Source organism: Aquimarina spongiae (assembly GCF_900141785.1).
GTDB lineage: Bacteria > Bacteroidota > Bacteroidia > Flavobacteriales > Flavobacteriaceae > Aquimarina > Aquimarina spongiae.
Genome location: NZ_FQYP01000001.1, coordinates 516,278 through 532,959 on the forward strand (window position 1 = coordinate 516,278; position 16,682 = coordinate 532,959).

At 37.0% G+C, this 16,682-nt stretch carries 12 protein-coding genes; 8 read left to right on the forward strand and 4 right to left on the reverse strand.

The window, feature by feature from the left end; translation table 11 throughout:
• The first annotated feature begins 64 nt into the window (after window positions 1–64).
• On the forward strand, window positions 65–550 hold the full coding sequence (locus BUE24_RS02265; RefSeq protein WP_073313354.1) for an Lrp/AsnC family transcriptional regulator: 486 nt from the start codon (window positions 65–67) through the stop codon (window positions 548–550).
• Complete coding sequence (locus tag BUE24_RS02270) at window positions 540–3,467, forward strand: FAD-binding and (Fe-S)-binding domain-containing protein (protein ID WP_073314411.1); 2,928 nt, start codon at window positions 540–542, stop codon at window positions 3,465–3,467. Before BUE24_RS02265 ends, BUE24_RS02270 begins: the two co-directional genes overlap by 11 nt.
• On the opposite strand, the gene BUE24_RS02275 is transcribed toward BUE24_RS02270, so the two are convergent.
• Window positions 3,457–4,755 carry an esterase-like activity of phytase family protein gene (locus tag BUE24_RS02275; protein ID WP_084549359.1) on the reverse strand — a complete coding sequence of 433 codons (1,299 nt, stop codon included), beginning with the start codon at window positions 4,753–4,755 and terminating at the stop codon, window positions 3,457–3,459. The two genes, BUE24_RS02270 and BUE24_RS02275, sit on opposite strands and share 11 nt — an antisense overlap.
• Before the next feature lie 48 nt (window positions 4,756–4,803).
• Window positions 4,804–5,655 (reverse strand): UDP-2,3-diacylglucosamine diphosphatase, encoded by an 852-nt coding sequence (locus BUE24_RS02280; protein ID WP_073313357.1) that lies wholly within the window; start codon window positions 5,653–5,655, stop codon window positions 4,804–4,806.
• 196 nt (window positions 5,656–5,851) lie between these two features.
• On the opposite strand from BUE24_RS02280, the gene gndA reads away from it, so the two are divergent.
• The 4 genes from gndA (at window position 5,852) to BUE24_RS02300 (ending at window position 11,835) form a co-directional block, all read left to right on the forward strand.
• Window positions 5,852–7,816 carry an NADP-dependent phosphogluconate dehydrogenase gene (gndA, locus tag BUE24_RS02285; protein ID WP_244548105.1) on the forward strand — a complete coding sequence of 655 codons (1,965 nt, stop codon included), beginning with the start codon at window positions 5,852–5,854 and terminating at the stop codon, window positions 7,814–7,816.
• Window positions 7,817–7,819: 3 nt separating this feature from the next.
• On the forward strand, window positions 7,820–9,163 hold the full coding sequence (locus BUE24_RS02290) for a GntP family permease (protein ID WP_073313359.1): 1,344 nt from the start codon (window positions 7,820–7,822) through the stop codon (window positions 9,161–9,163).
• A 181-nt stretch (window positions 9,164–9,344) separates the two neighbouring features.
• Window positions 9,345–10,409, forward strand: a complete 1,065-nt coding sequence (gene aroC / locus BUE24_RS02295) for a chorismate synthase (protein ID WP_073313362.1) — start codon at window positions 9,345–9,347, stop codon at window positions 10,407–10,409.
• Window positions 10,410–10,509: 100 nt separating this feature from the next.
• Window positions 10,510–11,835 carry a dicarboxylate/amino acid:cation symporter gene (locus BUE24_RS02300; RefSeq protein WP_073313364.1) on the forward strand — a complete coding sequence of 442 codons (1,326 nt, stop codon included), beginning with the start codon at window positions 10,510–10,512 and terminating at the stop codon, window positions 11,833–11,835.
• 7 nt (window positions 11,836–11,842) lie between these two features.
• Here BUE24_RS02300 and BUE24_RS02305 read toward each other — a convergent pair whose 3' ends face one another.
• Complete coding sequence (locus tag BUE24_RS02305; RefSeq protein ID WP_073313367.1) at window positions 11,843–12,724, reverse strand: LysR family transcriptional regulator; 882 nt, start codon at window positions 12,722–12,724, stop codon at window positions 11,843–11,845.
• An 87-nt stretch (window positions 12,725–12,811) separates the two neighbouring features.
• On the opposite strand from BUE24_RS02305, the gene BUE24_RS02310 reads away from it, so the two are divergent.
• On the forward strand, window positions 12,812–14,284 hold the full coding sequence (locus BUE24_RS02310; RefSeq protein WP_244548106.1) for a pyridoxal phosphate-dependent decarboxylase family protein: 1,473 nt from the start codon (window positions 12,812–12,814) through the stop codon (window positions 14,282–14,284).
• 83 nt (window positions 14,285–14,367) lie between these two features.
• A complete protein-coding gene (locus tag BUE24_RS02315) occupies window positions 14,368–14,772 on the forward strand; it encodes a hypothetical protein (protein WP_073313370.1) in 405 nt (134 codons plus the stop codon).
• On the opposite strand, the gene BUE24_RS02320 is transcribed toward BUE24_RS02315, so the two are convergent.
• Window positions 14,769–16,652: a DUF4139 domain-containing protein gene (locus BUE24_RS02320; protein WP_073313373.1), complete on the reverse strand. Its 1,884-nt coding sequence runs from the start codon at window positions 16,650–16,652 to the stop codon at window positions 14,769–14,771. The genes BUE24_RS02315 and BUE24_RS02320 overlap by 4 nt on opposite strands.
• Window positions 16,653–16,682: the final 30 nt, after the last annotated feature.

The following is a 16,682-nucleotide window of genomic DNA, read 5'->3' on the forward strand; positions in this document are numbered from 1 at the left end:
CTAACAGTAAACTATTTGAAAATAACTCTGTTTTGAATAATTCCATTTAAAAAATAATACTGTCATGCATCATTTTGATTATATCGATCAGCAAATTTTGTTACAGATTAGGGAGGATGCAAGAAAACCTTTCTCTCAAATAGCAGAAGACTTGAAGATTTCCAATTCACTGGTACATCAACGTATACGAAAGCTAAAAGAACAAGGAGTTATTGCCAAGGCAGAATTTGTCGTGGACGAGAAAAAGATTGGTTTCAGAACAAAATCATATGTGGGCATCCGTCTTAGAGAAGCGCGATATGCTGAACAAGTGGTAGCAGGATTAAAAAAAATACCAGAAATTTTAGAATGTAATTTTGTATCCGGTAATTATGCTATTTTCATTCTTATTTTTGCATACGATAACCATCACCTAAGAAAAATTCTATATGAGCAAGTTCATCATATCGATGGAGTAGCAGGAACTGATAGTTTTATTTGTTTTGATACCAATTTCAAAAGACCCGTATCGTTAGAAGCTTTAACGAAGAAAGATGTTTATGATCAATAATACATTACTTCACCGATTTCAAAATACGCTAGAGGGCGAATTTAAATTGGATTCACTCTCCAAGCGGTTATATGCTACAGACGCTTCTGTGTATCGAAGAATACCCATAGCCGTGGCATTTCCAAAGACGACATTAGACTTAAAAAAAATAATAGCTTTTGCTGAAGAACGTAGAATTGGCATTATTCCCAGAACAGCAGGAACTTCTCTTGCTGGTCAATGTGTTGGAGAAGGAATAGTGGTGGATGTATCTAAGCATTTTACCAAAATTGTTGCTGTAGATGAAGCCAATAAAACAGTTACCGTTCAGCCAGGTGTAGTTCGGGATGATTTAAATAGATATCTAAAACCGTACGGACTTTTCTTTGGTCCCAATACATCAACCTCTAATAGATGTATGATTGGAGGAATGGTAGGTAATAACAGTAGTGGTACCACCTCCATACAATATGGTGTTACTCGTGATAAAGTGCTGAGCATGCAAACAATTTTATCTGATGGTAGCGAAGCTTCTTTCTCTAATGTATCTCCAGAAGAGTTTCATGCAAAACGGCAATTATCTTCATTAGAAGGTTCTATTTATCAAACTATTTATGATGAACTTTCTTCAAAGGAGGTACAGGCACAAATCAAAGCCAATTTTCCCAAGTCCGAGATTCACCGTCGCAATACAGGATATGCGATCGATGAATTGATTGAATCTGAAATTTTCTCTGATAAAAGCCAACCTTTTAATATGTGTAAGCTGTTATCGGGTAGTGAGGGAACACTTGCTTTTACTACAGAAATTACATTACAGTTGGATGAGCTCCCGCCAGAAGAATCCTCTATGATTGCTGCACACTTTAATAGCATAGAGGATTGTATGAATGCAGTTAGCCCCGTTATGCAACACAAGTTGTTCACTTGTGAGATGATGGATAAGACAATTCTTGACTGTACTCTGAACAACATAGAGCAATTAAAAAATCGATTTTTTATTGATGGTGATCCTCAAGCGATATTGATGTTAGAGTTGAGAAGCAGTAGCAAAGATGATCTGGAAATCCAGGAAAAACAATTGCTTGCAGAAATTCAAGATTCAGGGCTTAGCTATGCAAACCCTATACTGAGAGGTAAAGAAATTGATCAGGCCCTAGAACTTCGGAAAGCAGGCTTGGGATTGTTGGGTAATATTGTTGGTGATAAAAAAGCCGTTGCCTGCATAGAAGATACTGCAGTGGCTATTCCTGATTTAGCTTCATATATTTCTGAATTTACTGAGGTGATGAAATCTTATGATCAGCAGGCGGTTTATTATGCGCATGCTGGGGCAGGAGAATTGCATTTACGCCCCATATTGGATTTGAAGAAAAGCGAAGATGTAACACTCTTCAAGAAAATTACAGATGATGTCGCTGCTTTGGTAAAAAAATACCAGGGATCCATGAGTGGGGAACATGGAGATGGTATTGTAAGAGCCAGTTACATTCCTTATATGATTGGTGATGATAATTTTGAAATCGTAAAGCGAATCAAAAAACTATTTGATCCTAACGCTATTTTTAATCCAGGAAAGATTGTTGATGCATATGCAATGGATGAGAAGTTGCGATATGAAGTGGATCGAAAGGAACCAGATATAGATACGTTACTTGATTTTTCAGATTCGTTAGGAATTCTAAGAGCCGCAGAAAAGTGCAATGGGAGTGGCGATTGCAGGAAATCGGTAGAAGCTGGAGGGACGATGTGTCCAAGTTATCGTGCTACAAAAAATGAAAAAGATACAACTAGAGGAAGAGCCAATGCGCTAAGAGAGTTTCTTACTACTGGCGGTAAAGAAAACAACTTTGGTCACAAGGAATTAAAAGAAGTATTCGATTTATGTTTAAGTTGTAAAGGATGTGCAAGTGAATGTCCTTCTAATGTAGATGTAGCTGCACTAAAGGCAGAGTTTGAATATCAATATCAAAAAGAAAATGGTATATCACTAAGAACAAAGCTATTTGCACACAATAATCGTTTGAATGAGTTAGGACGAATAAGCACAGGTATTACCAATTTCTTTTTTTCAAATAGTTTTACCTCAGGAGTTTTGAAATCTGCCTTAGGAATTGCTAAAGAAAGGCAACTCCCAAAGCTGAGCAAGCTACCTTTACGGAAATGGTGTGATCAAAATCTTAAAAATTTACAACCTGAAAATCCCATTAAATCTGTCTACCTTTTTGTGGATGAGTTTACGAATCACCTGGATACTAGTATAGGAATTGATGCAATAAAATTACTGACGAAGCTGAATTATGCGGTCAAAATTGCAGACCATAAGGAGAGCGGTCGATCGTATATTTCAAAAGGGATGTTGCATCATGCCAAGAAGTTTGCGAATCAAAATATAGATCTTTTCGCATCTTTTATATCTGATGATACTCCATTGATAGGGATTGAACCTTCTGCTATTCTTACATTCAGAGATGAATATCCACGATTAGCTAAGGATATGAACAAGGCAAAAGAGCTAGCCGCGAATTCTTATTTAATTGATGAATTTTTAGCTTCAGAAATTGAACTAGGAAATATAAAACAAAGCCAATTTTCTACTGATGATAAAGTAATTAAGTTACATGGACATTGCCATCAAAAAGCCTTGTCTGGAGTGCATCATACATTCACTGTTTTGAATTTACCAGAAAACTTTAAGGTAACTATTATCCCTTCGGGATGTTGTGGTATGGCCGGATCATTTGGTTATGAAAAGGAGCACTATGAAATCAGCATGAAAGTAGGGGAGCAAACCTTACTTCCAGCAGTAAGAAAGGCTCCAAAAGATACGCTTATTGCTGCTGTAGGGACAAGTTGCAGACATCAAATAAAAGACGGAACACAGCGCGAAGCACTGCATCCTGTCTCTATATTGTATGATGCTCTGATTAAAAATTAGCTTTAATCATATAGAGCGAACTGGCATCTATTGTAGGTGTAGTTCCTGGAAGTATTTTTTGTTCGATAATGCCATTATCGTCCTCATCGGTAACGGCAAAATCATCATCATTAATGCACCCTAATGTATGGTTATCGATAAGCCAAATACCCTCAAGTTTATCATGAGGATATCCAGTTTTATTCACCAAATCCGTAACTAGAACTTTAGAAACTGGTTGAATACCTGCGGCTTCCAATTCTTCCCAGCTTGACTCTTCCAAGGTTTTCTCATTAATCAAGAGCCCGAACTCCTCATTGTCATTTGCGGCGCTAACATCGGTGGCATTAGAAACATCAATCTTGTAGATGTGCTTTTGTACTGGTCCGCTTCCAGAGAATTTCCCATCTCTTTCTATGACCAAGAACTCGGTATTGGATAGGCCTACGATCTCAGAATTGGACAAATTAGCATCTTCTTGTCTGTACAGAAACTGTTTGGTTGTACCTGTTTGTAAGTCAAAAAACAAAATACGAGTAAGGTCAGTTCTGATTCGTACAGGATTGTACATAGTAGATTGCATGATACCCACCAATGTAGATTCATCAGGAGTAATTCCCAAACCTTCCATTCCTCGATTTGGTCTTCGTTTACCAAATACTGCTGGTATTTTTCTACCTCTATTCCCTTCATTAATACCGATAGGAGAAATACGTTCCAATTCAATACCATCTTCAGAATAGTGCACAATATGCGGCCCGTATTCATCGGAGATCCAAAAAGTACCGTCGTGTAGAGCTACAATACCCTCGGCATCCAGCCCAAAATCATCAAATGGCAATTGATTTCCATCAATATCGTAAGGGATTTCTCCGGTTGCACCTTTCCCTTCGGGATTAGGGATTCCTGAAATTGGGTTTCCATGAGGGTCTTTGAGTAAGATTTCTTTTTTGAGGATAATATTCCCTTCAGCAGTAACAGCAAATAACCCAATTCTTGGAGTGTAACTGGCTACAGGGAATTTTTTTCCATCAAGAAAATCTGTATTGGGGCCACGATCGGTAATTGCATAAAATTCTCCTTTTTTTGTTGGGTGAGCGGTAGCACCAGATCCGTATCCTCCATTTCTTATCTCTACACCTTCGGTAGTTGTGGTTAGCACCTCAAAAGGTAATTCGTATTGCGTATTTTCTTCTAAGACTAATTGGGGCGGAACAGATATTGGACCTCCGGTATAATCATCGAGGTAATGGCAAGAATACAAAAGTAGTATTGCTACAAAAGGTAGCAAGGTTTTTAGAGTTTTCATAAGGTTTAGATATTAATAAGACGTTGTGTGGTTAGAAGTCAATAAAGCTTATATCTTTTTGTTCAAAATTGAGTTCATCAAAAAGGAAGGCTGTAATTCTTCCAAATCCAATCCGATATTTTCAATCTCTTCTTGAGGTTCTTCATAAGATTCCATTAATTCTTGTTGGTAATGAACCAATTTCCACTCTTGATCATGATACTCTAAAGAGGTTAAATTCTCTATCCAATCTCCAGAATTCAAATACATGCACGATCCATTTTTATCTGTATATGTTCTCATTTGTGGTTGATGAATATGTCCGCAAACCACAAATTCGTAGTTGTTTTTTACCGCCAATTCTGCAGCAACATCTTCAAAATCGCTAATGTATTTTACTGCTTTTTTTACGCTATTTTTGATTTTCTTTGATAATGAGAATTTCTCCTTTCCGAATTTTACCAAAAACCAGTTGATCGATTGATTTAAAAGAATCAACATATCATATCCCCATCCTCCTAATTTTGCCAACCATTTTGCATTTTGGATAGACGCATCAAAAATGTCACCATGAAAAAACCAGGCTTGTTTTCCATCAAGCTCTAGCACCAATTTGTCTACCAGCTTAAAGCTTCCCATTTCGGTATCACTAAACTTTCGGAGCATTTCATCATGATTTCCTGTAATGTAGATCACTTCAGTTCCTTTTGAAGCAAACGAAATGATCTTCTTAATCACCTTGAGATGAGGTTTAGGGAAATAACGTTTCCTAAATTGCCAGATATCGATGATATCCCCATTCAGAATCAACTTTTTGGGTTTGATACTGTTCAAATAATGAAGAAGTTCTTTGGCGTGACAACCATAGGTGCCCAAGTGAACATCGGAAATAACAACAAGATCAACAGCACGTTTTTTCATAAAACAGGACTTATTCCTGCAAATAAAACATTCTTGAGTTAAAGTATAATTAACTAATTATAAGGAGATTGTTACCAGTAATTAAAGATTTAAACCTCGTATTACGTAAACATTACGTAAAAATTATTATCAAAAAGTTCTTAACATTCCATGGATACTATTTAATTTTAGATAATTCGTCTATATAACTCAAATAATGAACTCTTATTTAGAAAGTAACTCAGCTTTTAGACAAGGGGAAAATAGAGATATGATTACAAAACCGGTGTTTATTGTTTATGGAGTTTCTGGAAGCGGAAAGACAACAATCGGCTCAGCATTGGCCAAAAAAATGGGGGTTCCATTTTATGATGCTGATGATTTCCATCCTGAAAGCAATATCCAAAAAATGGCCAAAGGTTTTCCTCTTAATGATACAGATAGAGCTCCGTGGTTACAGGATTTGGCAAATAACATTTCAAAATGGAGTAGTGATCAAGGTGCAGTTTTGGCTTGCTCTGCTCTCAAGGTGAGTTATCGTAATATATTAGCTTCTGTTGTTCCAGAAGCCATCAAATGGATTTTTTTGAAGGGGAGCTATGAGCTGATCTTTGAGCGAATGCAGTCCCGAAAAGATCATTTCTTTACTTCAGAAATGCTTCAATCACAGTTTGATGCTTTAGAAGTTTGGAAAGATGGAATTTCAGTAGATATTGATCAGGAAATACAAAGAATTGTAGAGGAAATTGAATCAAAACTTAAGATGCAAAAATCAGAAATAGGAGTAATCGGTTTGGGAGTGATGGGTAAGAGTTTGGCAACAAATATATTATCCAAAGGATTTCGTTTGTCAGTTTTTAATCGTCATCTGGCAGGAAAAGAAGAAGATATTGCCAAGAATTTTGTAAGTGAGCATTCCAATATTCCACAAGGGTTTGATGATTTGTCATTGTTTGTGGCATCATTAGCCCAACCCAGAACGATTTTAATGATGGTCAATGCAGGACCAGCGGTTGATGTGGTGATAGAACAATTATTACCTCTGTTGGACGAAAATGACTGCGTGATCGATGGCGGTAACTCGCATTACAAAGACACCTTGACCAGAGAAGCAAAACTCAGAAAAAAAGGAATTTTATATGTTGGAGCAGGAATATCCGGAGGAGAAGAGGGGGCGCTTTATGGTCCGTCGATTATGCCTGGCGGTTCTAAAAAAGGATATGAGAATTGCGGTCCATTTCTGGAAGCTATTGCCGCCAAAGATGAAAAAGGAAATCCGTGTTGCTCCTATATTAGTCCGGATGGAGCCGGTCATTTTGTAAAGATGGTGCACAATGGGATCGAATATGCAGAGATGCAATTGTTGGCCGAAATTTATCATTTTCTTCGATTTCATTTGGGCAATACACCTGATGCTATCCATGAAATTTTTACGTCCTGGAGATCCAATAGCAAAGACAGCTATCTTTTGGAAATTACAGCAGATATTCTTCAGAAAAAGGAAGGAGAAGATTTTTTAATCGATAAGATTTTGGATAAGGCAGGGCAAAAGGGTACAGGAGGATGGTCCACACAGGCAGCGTTAACATATGGTATCCCCGTTTCTACGATTTCTGAAGCGGTAATGACCAGGTGTTTATCAGCAAAAAAAGAAGAACGTATTGAAGCATCAAAAGTGTATGCTAGATCTTTTAGTACAGTAAAGACTGATCCATCTATTGTGGAGATGTTGGAGCAGGCATATTATGCAGCTAGTTTGGTTAATCATGCCATCGGTTTTGACTTGATGAAACAAGCTGCCAAAGAAAATAAGTGGGAGCTAAACTTCTCAGAAATTGCCAGAATATGGACTAGAGGATGTATCATAAGAAGCGATCTGATGGAGAACCTCACACTATTTTTTGAAGATAGTAACAATACTCCACTATTGATGCTTTCAGAAGTTGTAGAAACTCTTGACAAAAGTATAGATGCATTGACCACAGTAGTGTCAAGAGGTATTGGCATGAAATGTCCTTTGCCTGTATTATCAGCTGCTGCTAATTATTTGTTGAATTATACTTCGGAAACAATGTCTGCCAATATGTTACAAGCACAGAGAGATTATTTTGGGGCTCATACGTATCAGCGGGTGGATAAAGAAGAAGGAGTGTATTTTCATACAGATTGGAAAAATATATAACACATGGATTACAATTTATTGATTGCAGTAGGTATAGGCGTTTTTGCATTACTTTTTATGATATTGAAATTAAGAATGCAGGCCTTTATTGCATTGTTAATTGTATGTATAATAGTAGGGATCGGGGCAGGATTATCCCCAGATGTAATTTTTGAGAGTATCAAAAATGGAATGGGAAATACGCTAGGGTTTGTAGCGACAGTAGTAGGTTTGGGAGCACTCTTTGGTGGATTGCTAGAAAACTCAGGAGGTGCGCGAGGCTTAGCAACTTATATCCTGAAATTGTTTGGAGATAAAAATGCTTCCTGGGCTTTGATGGTTACGGGTTTTATTGTGGCTATTCCTGTTTTTTTTGATGTTGCATTCATTATTTTGATCCCTCTGGTATACGCTATAGCAAAAAAGACCGGAAAATCCTTGTTGCTGTATGCTATTCCTTTGCTGGCGGGATTGGCGATTACCCACAGTTTTATACCTCCAACACCTGGTCCTATTGCGGTGGCAGATATATTAGGAGCAAATTTAGGATGGGTAATTGTATTTGGTTTTATCGTTGGTATCCCAGCGGCAATCATAGGAGGGCCTCTCTTTGCAAGTTATATTTCAAAACGAATAGAAGTAGTACCTCCAGAGATGAATTTGGTGGTTGATGAAGAGGTTACATCTCCTAACCCTTTTACCATAATTGGTATTATTGTTCTACCGATTCTTTTGATAGTTATAAAAACTTTGTTGTTGGGAGACTGGTTTGATCACGAGTCTTTACCCAAACAAGTAATTTATATTGTGTCTTTGTTAGGGCATCCTTTTTCTGCCTTATTAATAGCTAACTTATTGGCATGGTATGTATTGGGAGTTCGGAGAGGTGTAGGTAAAGATGTGCTCTTAAAACTTTCTATGGAATCTTTTAAACCGGCTGGGGCGATTATTCTATTGACCGGAGCTGGAGGAGCATTCAAACAAATTTTGGTCGATACCAAGGTGGGAGAATTATTGGCTTCTACCTTACAAGATGCAGCGATACATCCTTTGTTGTTTGCATTTATTATTGCTTCATTAATCAGAGTATTACAAGGATCGGCAACCACAGCAATGATTGCCAGTGCAGGGATTATGTCTCCTGTCATTGCTTCAGGTGATTTCAGTCCGGCTCAGATTGCACTTACAGTAATTGCTGTAGCTTCTGGGTCTACAATTTTATCTCATGTTAATGACAGTGGGTTTTGGTTGGTAGGGCAATATTTGGGACTCACAGAAAAGCAAACCTTTCGTTCCTGGACGGTAATGACCACCTTGATCGCTTTAACTGGGCTGTTTACTGCTATGATTTGTTGGTATTTGTTCTAAAAACTATTGTAGGTATCGACATACTAATCCCTTTTGAGACTCATCTAATGTCAGATTTTCAAAAAAAATAAAGCTAAATTGAAATTGATTTAATTTAGAATAGACATTACCCATTTTTTCTGTCATATTACTAGCGGGTTTTTAGAGATTAACAATTACATTTGTTGAAAATAAGAAATGCATGGCAGGAAATACATTTGGAAACCTTTTTAAACTCACCACCTTCGGTGAATCTCATGGGGTTGCAATTGGTGGTATTATTGATGGTTGTCCATCAGGAGTTACATTAGATTTAGAAGCAATTCAGCAAGAATTAGATAGAAGAAAACCGGGGCAATCAGCAATCGTAACACAGCGGAAAGAACCGGATACGGTAGAGTTCTATTCTGGGATTTTTGAAGGGGTTACTACAGGAACACCTATCGGCTTCGTGATTAAAAATGCAAATCAAAAGTCTAAAGATTACTCCCATATCAAAGATTCTTATCGACCTTCGCATGCAGATTATACCTATGACCAAAAGTACGGGATTCGTGATTATAGAGGAGGAGGAAGGTCTTCGGCAAGAGAAACCGCTAGCAGAGTAGTAGCTGGAGCTATTGCAAAGCAAATCTTATCGGATGTATCTATTAATGCATATGTAAGTAGTGTAGGTACTTTAAAATTGCAAAAAAGTCATACCGAATTGGATTTATCACAAACGGAAAGCAATATTGTTCGTTGTCCTGATCCGGAAATGGCTGGTGAAATGGAACAATACATCAAACAGATACGAAAAAATGGAGACACGGTTGGTGGGATTGTAAGTTGTGCGATCTCCGGAGTACCTGTTGGATTAGGAGAACCTGTTTTTGATAAGTTACATGCAGAATTGGGTAAAGCCATGCTTTCGATCAATGCTGTAAAAGGTTTTGAGTATGGTAGTGGATTTGATGGAGCTGCCTTAAAAGGAAGTGAGCATAATGATTTATTCAATACAGATGGTAGTACAAAAACTAACCTCTCCGGTGGTATTCAAGGAGGGATTTCTAACGGAATGGATATCTATTTTAATGTAGCCTTTAAACCTGTAGCCACCATCATGAAAGATCAAGAAACTATTGATAAAGATGGAAATACTGTAACCATGCAAGGAAAAGGAAGACATGATCCTTGTGTAGTGCCTAGAGCAGTGCCCATTGTAGAAGCTATGGCCGCTTTGGTATTGGTAGATTATTGGTTAATGAATCGCACAATAAAAAAGTAAATACAAAATAACAGTATTATTAATTACGGTAATCTTAATAGGGTTACCGTTTTTTTGTATTTAATTCATATATTCGACCCACTTTATACAAATTACTTTTATGAAAAAGCTAGCACTGCACTGGAAAATTATGATTGGAATGCTATTGGGGATAGTATTCGGATTTATAATGACAACTGTTTCTTGGGGTAAAGGATTTACTGGAGATTGGATAGCTCCCTTGGGAACTATCTTTGTGAACCTTCTTAAATTGATTGCAGTGCCTTTAATTTTAGCATCATTAATCAAAGGTATTTCTGATCTGAAAGATATTTCAAAATTCAAGGCGATAGGTGGAAGGACCATTGTGATTTATATTCTAACAACCGTGGTGGCTATTACGATCGGACTGTTGATCGTAAATGTGGCAAAACCTGGGGATGGAATTACCGAAGCTACTATTGAAAAGTTAACCAATGAGTATGCAGGAAATTCAAAGATTTCTGAGCGTATTGCTGAAGCTGGTAGACAGAAGGAAAGTGGTCCGTTGCAATTTATAGTGGATATGGTACCACAAAATGCGGTGGCTGCGATGAGTAATAACAAGTTAATGCTGCAGGTGATATTTTTCGCTATTTTCTTAGGGATAAGTATGTTGTTGGTTAAACCGTCAGAATCTGAGCCACTGAAGAAGTTTTTTGATAGTTTGAATGAAGTTGTGCTAAAAATGGTCGACTTGATCATGCTTACAGCACCATACGCAGTGTTTGCTTTGTTAGCCAATGTGGTAGTCACCTCTGATGATCCGGATATCTTATTAGCGCTATTGAAGTATGCAGGAGTGGTGTTGTTTGGGTTATCTTTAATGATTGTTTTTTACTGTATTTTGGTTGCTGTTATTACTAAAAAATCTCCTCTTTGGTTTTTAAAACAAATAAGTCCAGCACAATTATTGGCGTTCTCTACCAGTTCTAGTGCTGCTACGCTTCCTGTTACCATGGAGCGAGTAGAAGAACATATCGGAGTAGATAAGGAAGTTTCCAGTTTTGTATTGCCAGTAGGAGCAACTATTAATATGGATGGTACCAGTTTGTATCAGGCTGTAGCCTCTGTTTTTATTATGCAGGTGCTGTGGCCAGAAGGGTTAACATTCAGTAATCAAATTACTATTGTACTTACTGCTTTACTTGCTTCTATAGGATCAGCTGCAGTACCTGGTGCGGGTATGGTGATGTTGGTGATTGTTCTAGAAGCTATTGGATTTCCTTCGGACAAGTTACCGATAGGATTAGCATTAATCTTCGCGGTAGATCGACCGTTAGATATGCTTCGTACTACCATTAATGTAACTGGTGATGCCACGGTATCTATGATTGTAGCCAAATCTGTTGGAAAACTAGGAGATCCACATGTTAAAGATTGGGATGATAATTATCCTGGAGAATAAAGAGATGTTACTCCACAGACCAATTTTTTAAAAGTTCAAACAGGATAGGATATTCTGATTCTCTTTCAGGATTCCATATCATGGTCAACTTGGCTTTTTGCGCAATGTTATCCAATTCAATACTTTTTATTGGGAAATTGTGGTCATGCAGTGAGGATATAGGCTCTAAAGATATTCCTAACCCAGCTTCAACTAATCTAAAACTGGAACTAGCAGAATCTGTTTCGTGAACTACCTTAGGATTGAAACCTGCATCAATACATATAGATTCTAGAATATGTACATAGTTGGGGCCATCGGCAACTGATGGGAAAATAAACTGATCAGTAGAGAATACAGAGAAATTTGTATAGTTGGATATCGTTACAGGATGATCTTCTGGCAAGAGCACTGCAAAATTATCAATATGTAATACTTTACTGGTTAGGTTAAAAGGGATCAAGGGGTTGGTGGCAAATCCTATATCCAATTCATTTTGTTGCAACGCTAAGTACTGATCCCGGTTATTCATTTCTCGTAAAACGGTTTTTATTCCAGGGATTTGAGCATTCATGGTTTTCAATATGCTAGGTAATATGGTTTGCATAATAGAGTGTGTAAAACCAATTCTAATCTCTCCCACATCTCCATGATGAATATATGCAGCCTGTTTAGTCATCCTATCTGCATTGGCAATGAGCTTTTTTGATTCTTTTACAAAGTATTCTCCTGCCGGAGTAAGCGCTACATTACGTTTATCTCTTTTAAATAATATAGCTCCAACTTCATCTTCTAACTGTTTGATTTGTCTACTTAGAGCGGGTTGAACAATATTGAGTTCCTCTGCAGCTCGGGTAAAGTTTAATTTTTCTGCTAGCACGATAATATTTCGTAAAGTCTGAATATTCATTAATACATTTTTGTTATTATTCTATCAAAATTAAGTATTTTTTATTATAAATAATGATGATTAATTTTGAAAACGAATAGATGTCTAATGGGAAAGATTTTTGCTATGAAAAAAAATGTTTTGGAGAATGTGTATGACCCATCAGTTTTTAGAACAATAGGGCATGAGCTTATTGATTTGCTTGCAGATCATTTGGAAAAAGTACAAAGTGACAGAGAACACCCGGTACTACCGTATAAAGATCCAGAAGTGGTTCTAGATTATTGGAAAAAAGATTTCTCTTCGGATACCGGAGTTATGGATATGTTTGGGAACATTTTGTCCCAATCGATCAATGTGCATCACCCAAGATATATTGGCCATCAGGTAGCAGTACCTGCATTTATTTCGAGTTTGTCGGGATTAATATCTGACGTGATGAGCAATGGAACAGGGGTTTATGAGATGGGAATGGCGGCTAATGCTATAGAACGAATTGTAACCGATTTGGTAGCTCAGCGAATAGGATACGATCAAAATGCCTCGGGATTGCTTACTTCGGGAGGAAGTTTAGCTAATCTTACTGCTTTATTAGCAGCTAGAAAAGCAAAAGCGCCTTCTTCGGTATGGGAAAAAGGACATCAGGAAAAGTTAGCGATACTGGTTTCAGAAGAGGCACATTACTGTATAGATCGAGCGGCAAGGATTTTAGGGTTAGGAGAAGAAGGCATCGTCAAGGTACCAGTAAACGGTGATTATAGTATCGATACTTCAAAAGTGGCTGGTTGTTTGGAAGAAGCCCAATCAAAAGGATTACACGTTATTGCTATTATCGGTTGCGCATGTTCTACCGCAACGGGATCTTACGACGATCTCGATTATTTAGGAGATTTTGCGGATAAACATAACCTATGGTTTCATGTAGATGGAGCTCATGGTGCCGGAGTTATTTTTTCAGAAAAATATAAGCATATGGTAAAAGGAATTGCAAAAGCAGATTCTGTAGTTTTGGATTTCCATAAGATGTTGATGACACCTGCATTAAATACCGCTCTGATATTTAAAAATTCAATAGACTCGTATCGCACCTTTGAGCAAAAAGCACAATATTTATGGGATTCTCAGCATTCTCAAGAATGGTATAATTCTGGAAAGCGAACTTTTGAGTGTACCAAATTGATGATGTCTATAAAAGTTTATGCGATTTTGAAAGCATACGGAGAAGAAGCTTTTACTCAAAATGTAAATACGCTGTATGATCTGGCAGAGACATTTTCTGAAATGATAGACAAACAAGAAAGTTTTGAGCTTGCTCATCATCCACAAGCAAATATTGTGAATTTTAGATATGCTCCGGAACAGGTCGATATTGATTTAAATACATTGAATAATAACATACGACAAGCTCTTATTCAATCGGGTAAATTTTATGTTGTACAGACTACCATAAATGAAGAAAAATATCTACGTACAACAATGATGAATCCTTTAACAACCAAGGATGATTTAATAGCATTGATAGAAGAGGTACATCATCTCGGAACTACATTTGTAAAAGAAAAAGTATCTAATTCATTCTAATTTTTAACATTTAATAACGCAACGAACACTAAAAGGTCTTCATCTACAGTTATATAGAAAGAATTAACCAAAACTTATTACAAATGAAAAGGGTACTCTATATAACGATATTAATCATAGTATTAGGATGCAGTGGAGATGACGATACTAATGTTATAATCCCGCTAACTGGTGTAGATGGGGTCTGGAATTTGATAAATGTTACAGGTGGTTTTGTGGGTACAGATCATGATTTCGAAAGTGGGTTAATTACCTGGGATTTTGAAGAAAGTAGCCAAACCGTCACTATTACCAACAACAATACTGATAATACGTTGGAGGATTCTTTCCCCTCAGGGACCTATACGTATACGATCATTACTGCTCAAGGAGGTAATCAAGAAATGCTGGTTGATGGACGCAACATCGGTAATTTTGAACTCACCAGCAATCAATTTACCTTAGATGAGACTTTTAGAGACGGTTTTCGTTTTATATTTCGACGTTAAAGACTAATTCTTCTGCTACGTGGATGTTTTACCTGGTACGAAAACTGTTTCTCCAGTTTTTGGTTAGGTTGCATATCCAGCTTCCAGGTCATTATTCCTTTTTTTGAATCGTAAACTGCTTGATCGGTTTGAATTTCATCTAGTTTGATATCTTTATTTTGGGAAACCGGGATACGATCTTCAACCGTGATATTTATATTGCTTTTCTTGTTGTTTTTAATGGTGATTGTATACGCTCGATTTACAATTTTACTATTACCAATAAAGTTTTTGCTTTTGAAGTCTTTGAGTTGTTCTCTTTTTACCACAATATTAGGATCAACACCTAAAGAGACAGTCAAAGTGTCTGTAGTATGCAATGGATCTATATTTGTTTTGCCTGCATAACTGCCTTCAAAGTAGATGTTGGCTTCTCCAGCAAGTAAATTGAACTGTTCCCAATTGGCAAGTTTTGCAGTTAGAAATACATTTTCGTTTAATTCTGGAGCAACATAGTGATTGTAATCTGTTCGGATTTCAAAATTATCGATTTCTATTATGGTAATATCGGCATTAGAAGGTATGCTGTATTTTTTCTTGATTTTGAATCGAGTGTTGGTAATTCCTTCTTCTTTCACCTCGACCACTTCATTATAATACTCTTTTTTTTCCTTTTTTCTGGCATAACTAGATCTTGGAGAATAGCGACCAGATGACCCAGAAGTCGAGTACCCTGTAATTATCACTTCATCTAAAACGGAAGCGTCTTCTTCAAGAGAAATATTCATCACCGAAGAATAAATAGGAAGGGATTGAGACGAGAACCCTACGTACGAAAATGAAAGCTCTCTACCGTCAGCAACTTCTAGTGTGTAACGGCCATCAAAATCAGTTTGTGTCCCATTAGAGGTTCCTTTTTCAATAATGTTCACCCCTGGTAATGGTAATCCGTCATCATCCAGAACGATTCCGGTAATGGTTTTTACAGTTGGATTGTATTGATAACCGTATCGTTTTATTGCATTTTGCTGTCGGTTAATACCATAGCTAAAGTTTAAGTATTTTGGCGAAACGTTGGGTTTGATATTATTAGTGTTTGGATCACCCGTGGATAATATAATGTTTACATTATTCCAAGGAGTTCCTGTTTGCTGATATACATTAGCTTTGTAGGCCATTTTGATAGGATCCTTTATACTTTGGGATTTGATATCATATAGGGGAAACCATCCCGCTTGGGTAACGTTGTATTGTACTACAAGATCTAAAGTTGTAGCTACCGGTGCATCTAGTTTTACCTTGATTTCTCCTCGTTGTTCTTTGGTATCATCGTCCAACTTGTCTATTTGTTGAGTAATTGCAGATATTTCATCAGATAGGCGATCTATCTTCTGTGTATGCGTATAGGTTTCATTCTGAATCTCAATTGCTCTATCTCTATAATAAGCTGATATTTCTTTTACTTTTTCCAAAGAAAGCGATTCTGTTGTACTCGCGATGCGCTGATTGTTTTCTAACAATTTTTTTTCCTGACCAAGTCCAGTTATGATATTTTCTAGCTTGTTTTTTTCAAGTAATAATTGATCTAACTGTTTTTGAAGAACCGTTAACTCTTCTGAAGTTTTTCTTTTTTTCAAATAGTCGATTCCAAAGTTTATCGATAATATAGAAACGTTTTTAAGTCCTGAAATCTGAATGCTATTCTCATTAATTGTAGGAGATAGATCATGGATTAAAATTTCGTTAACCCCTGGTTTTAAAGAAATGTCAGCGGTTCTTTTTATTCGAGCACCAGTAAGGTAAACAGTGACTTCTTCAATATTTGATGCAGTCTTTTTTCCAGTATTTGCAATCGCAGGGTTGGCAATCAAAAGTAGTATAGATAGTAATATGGCTCTCATAGTGGTATAATTTTTGGTTACTATACGAAT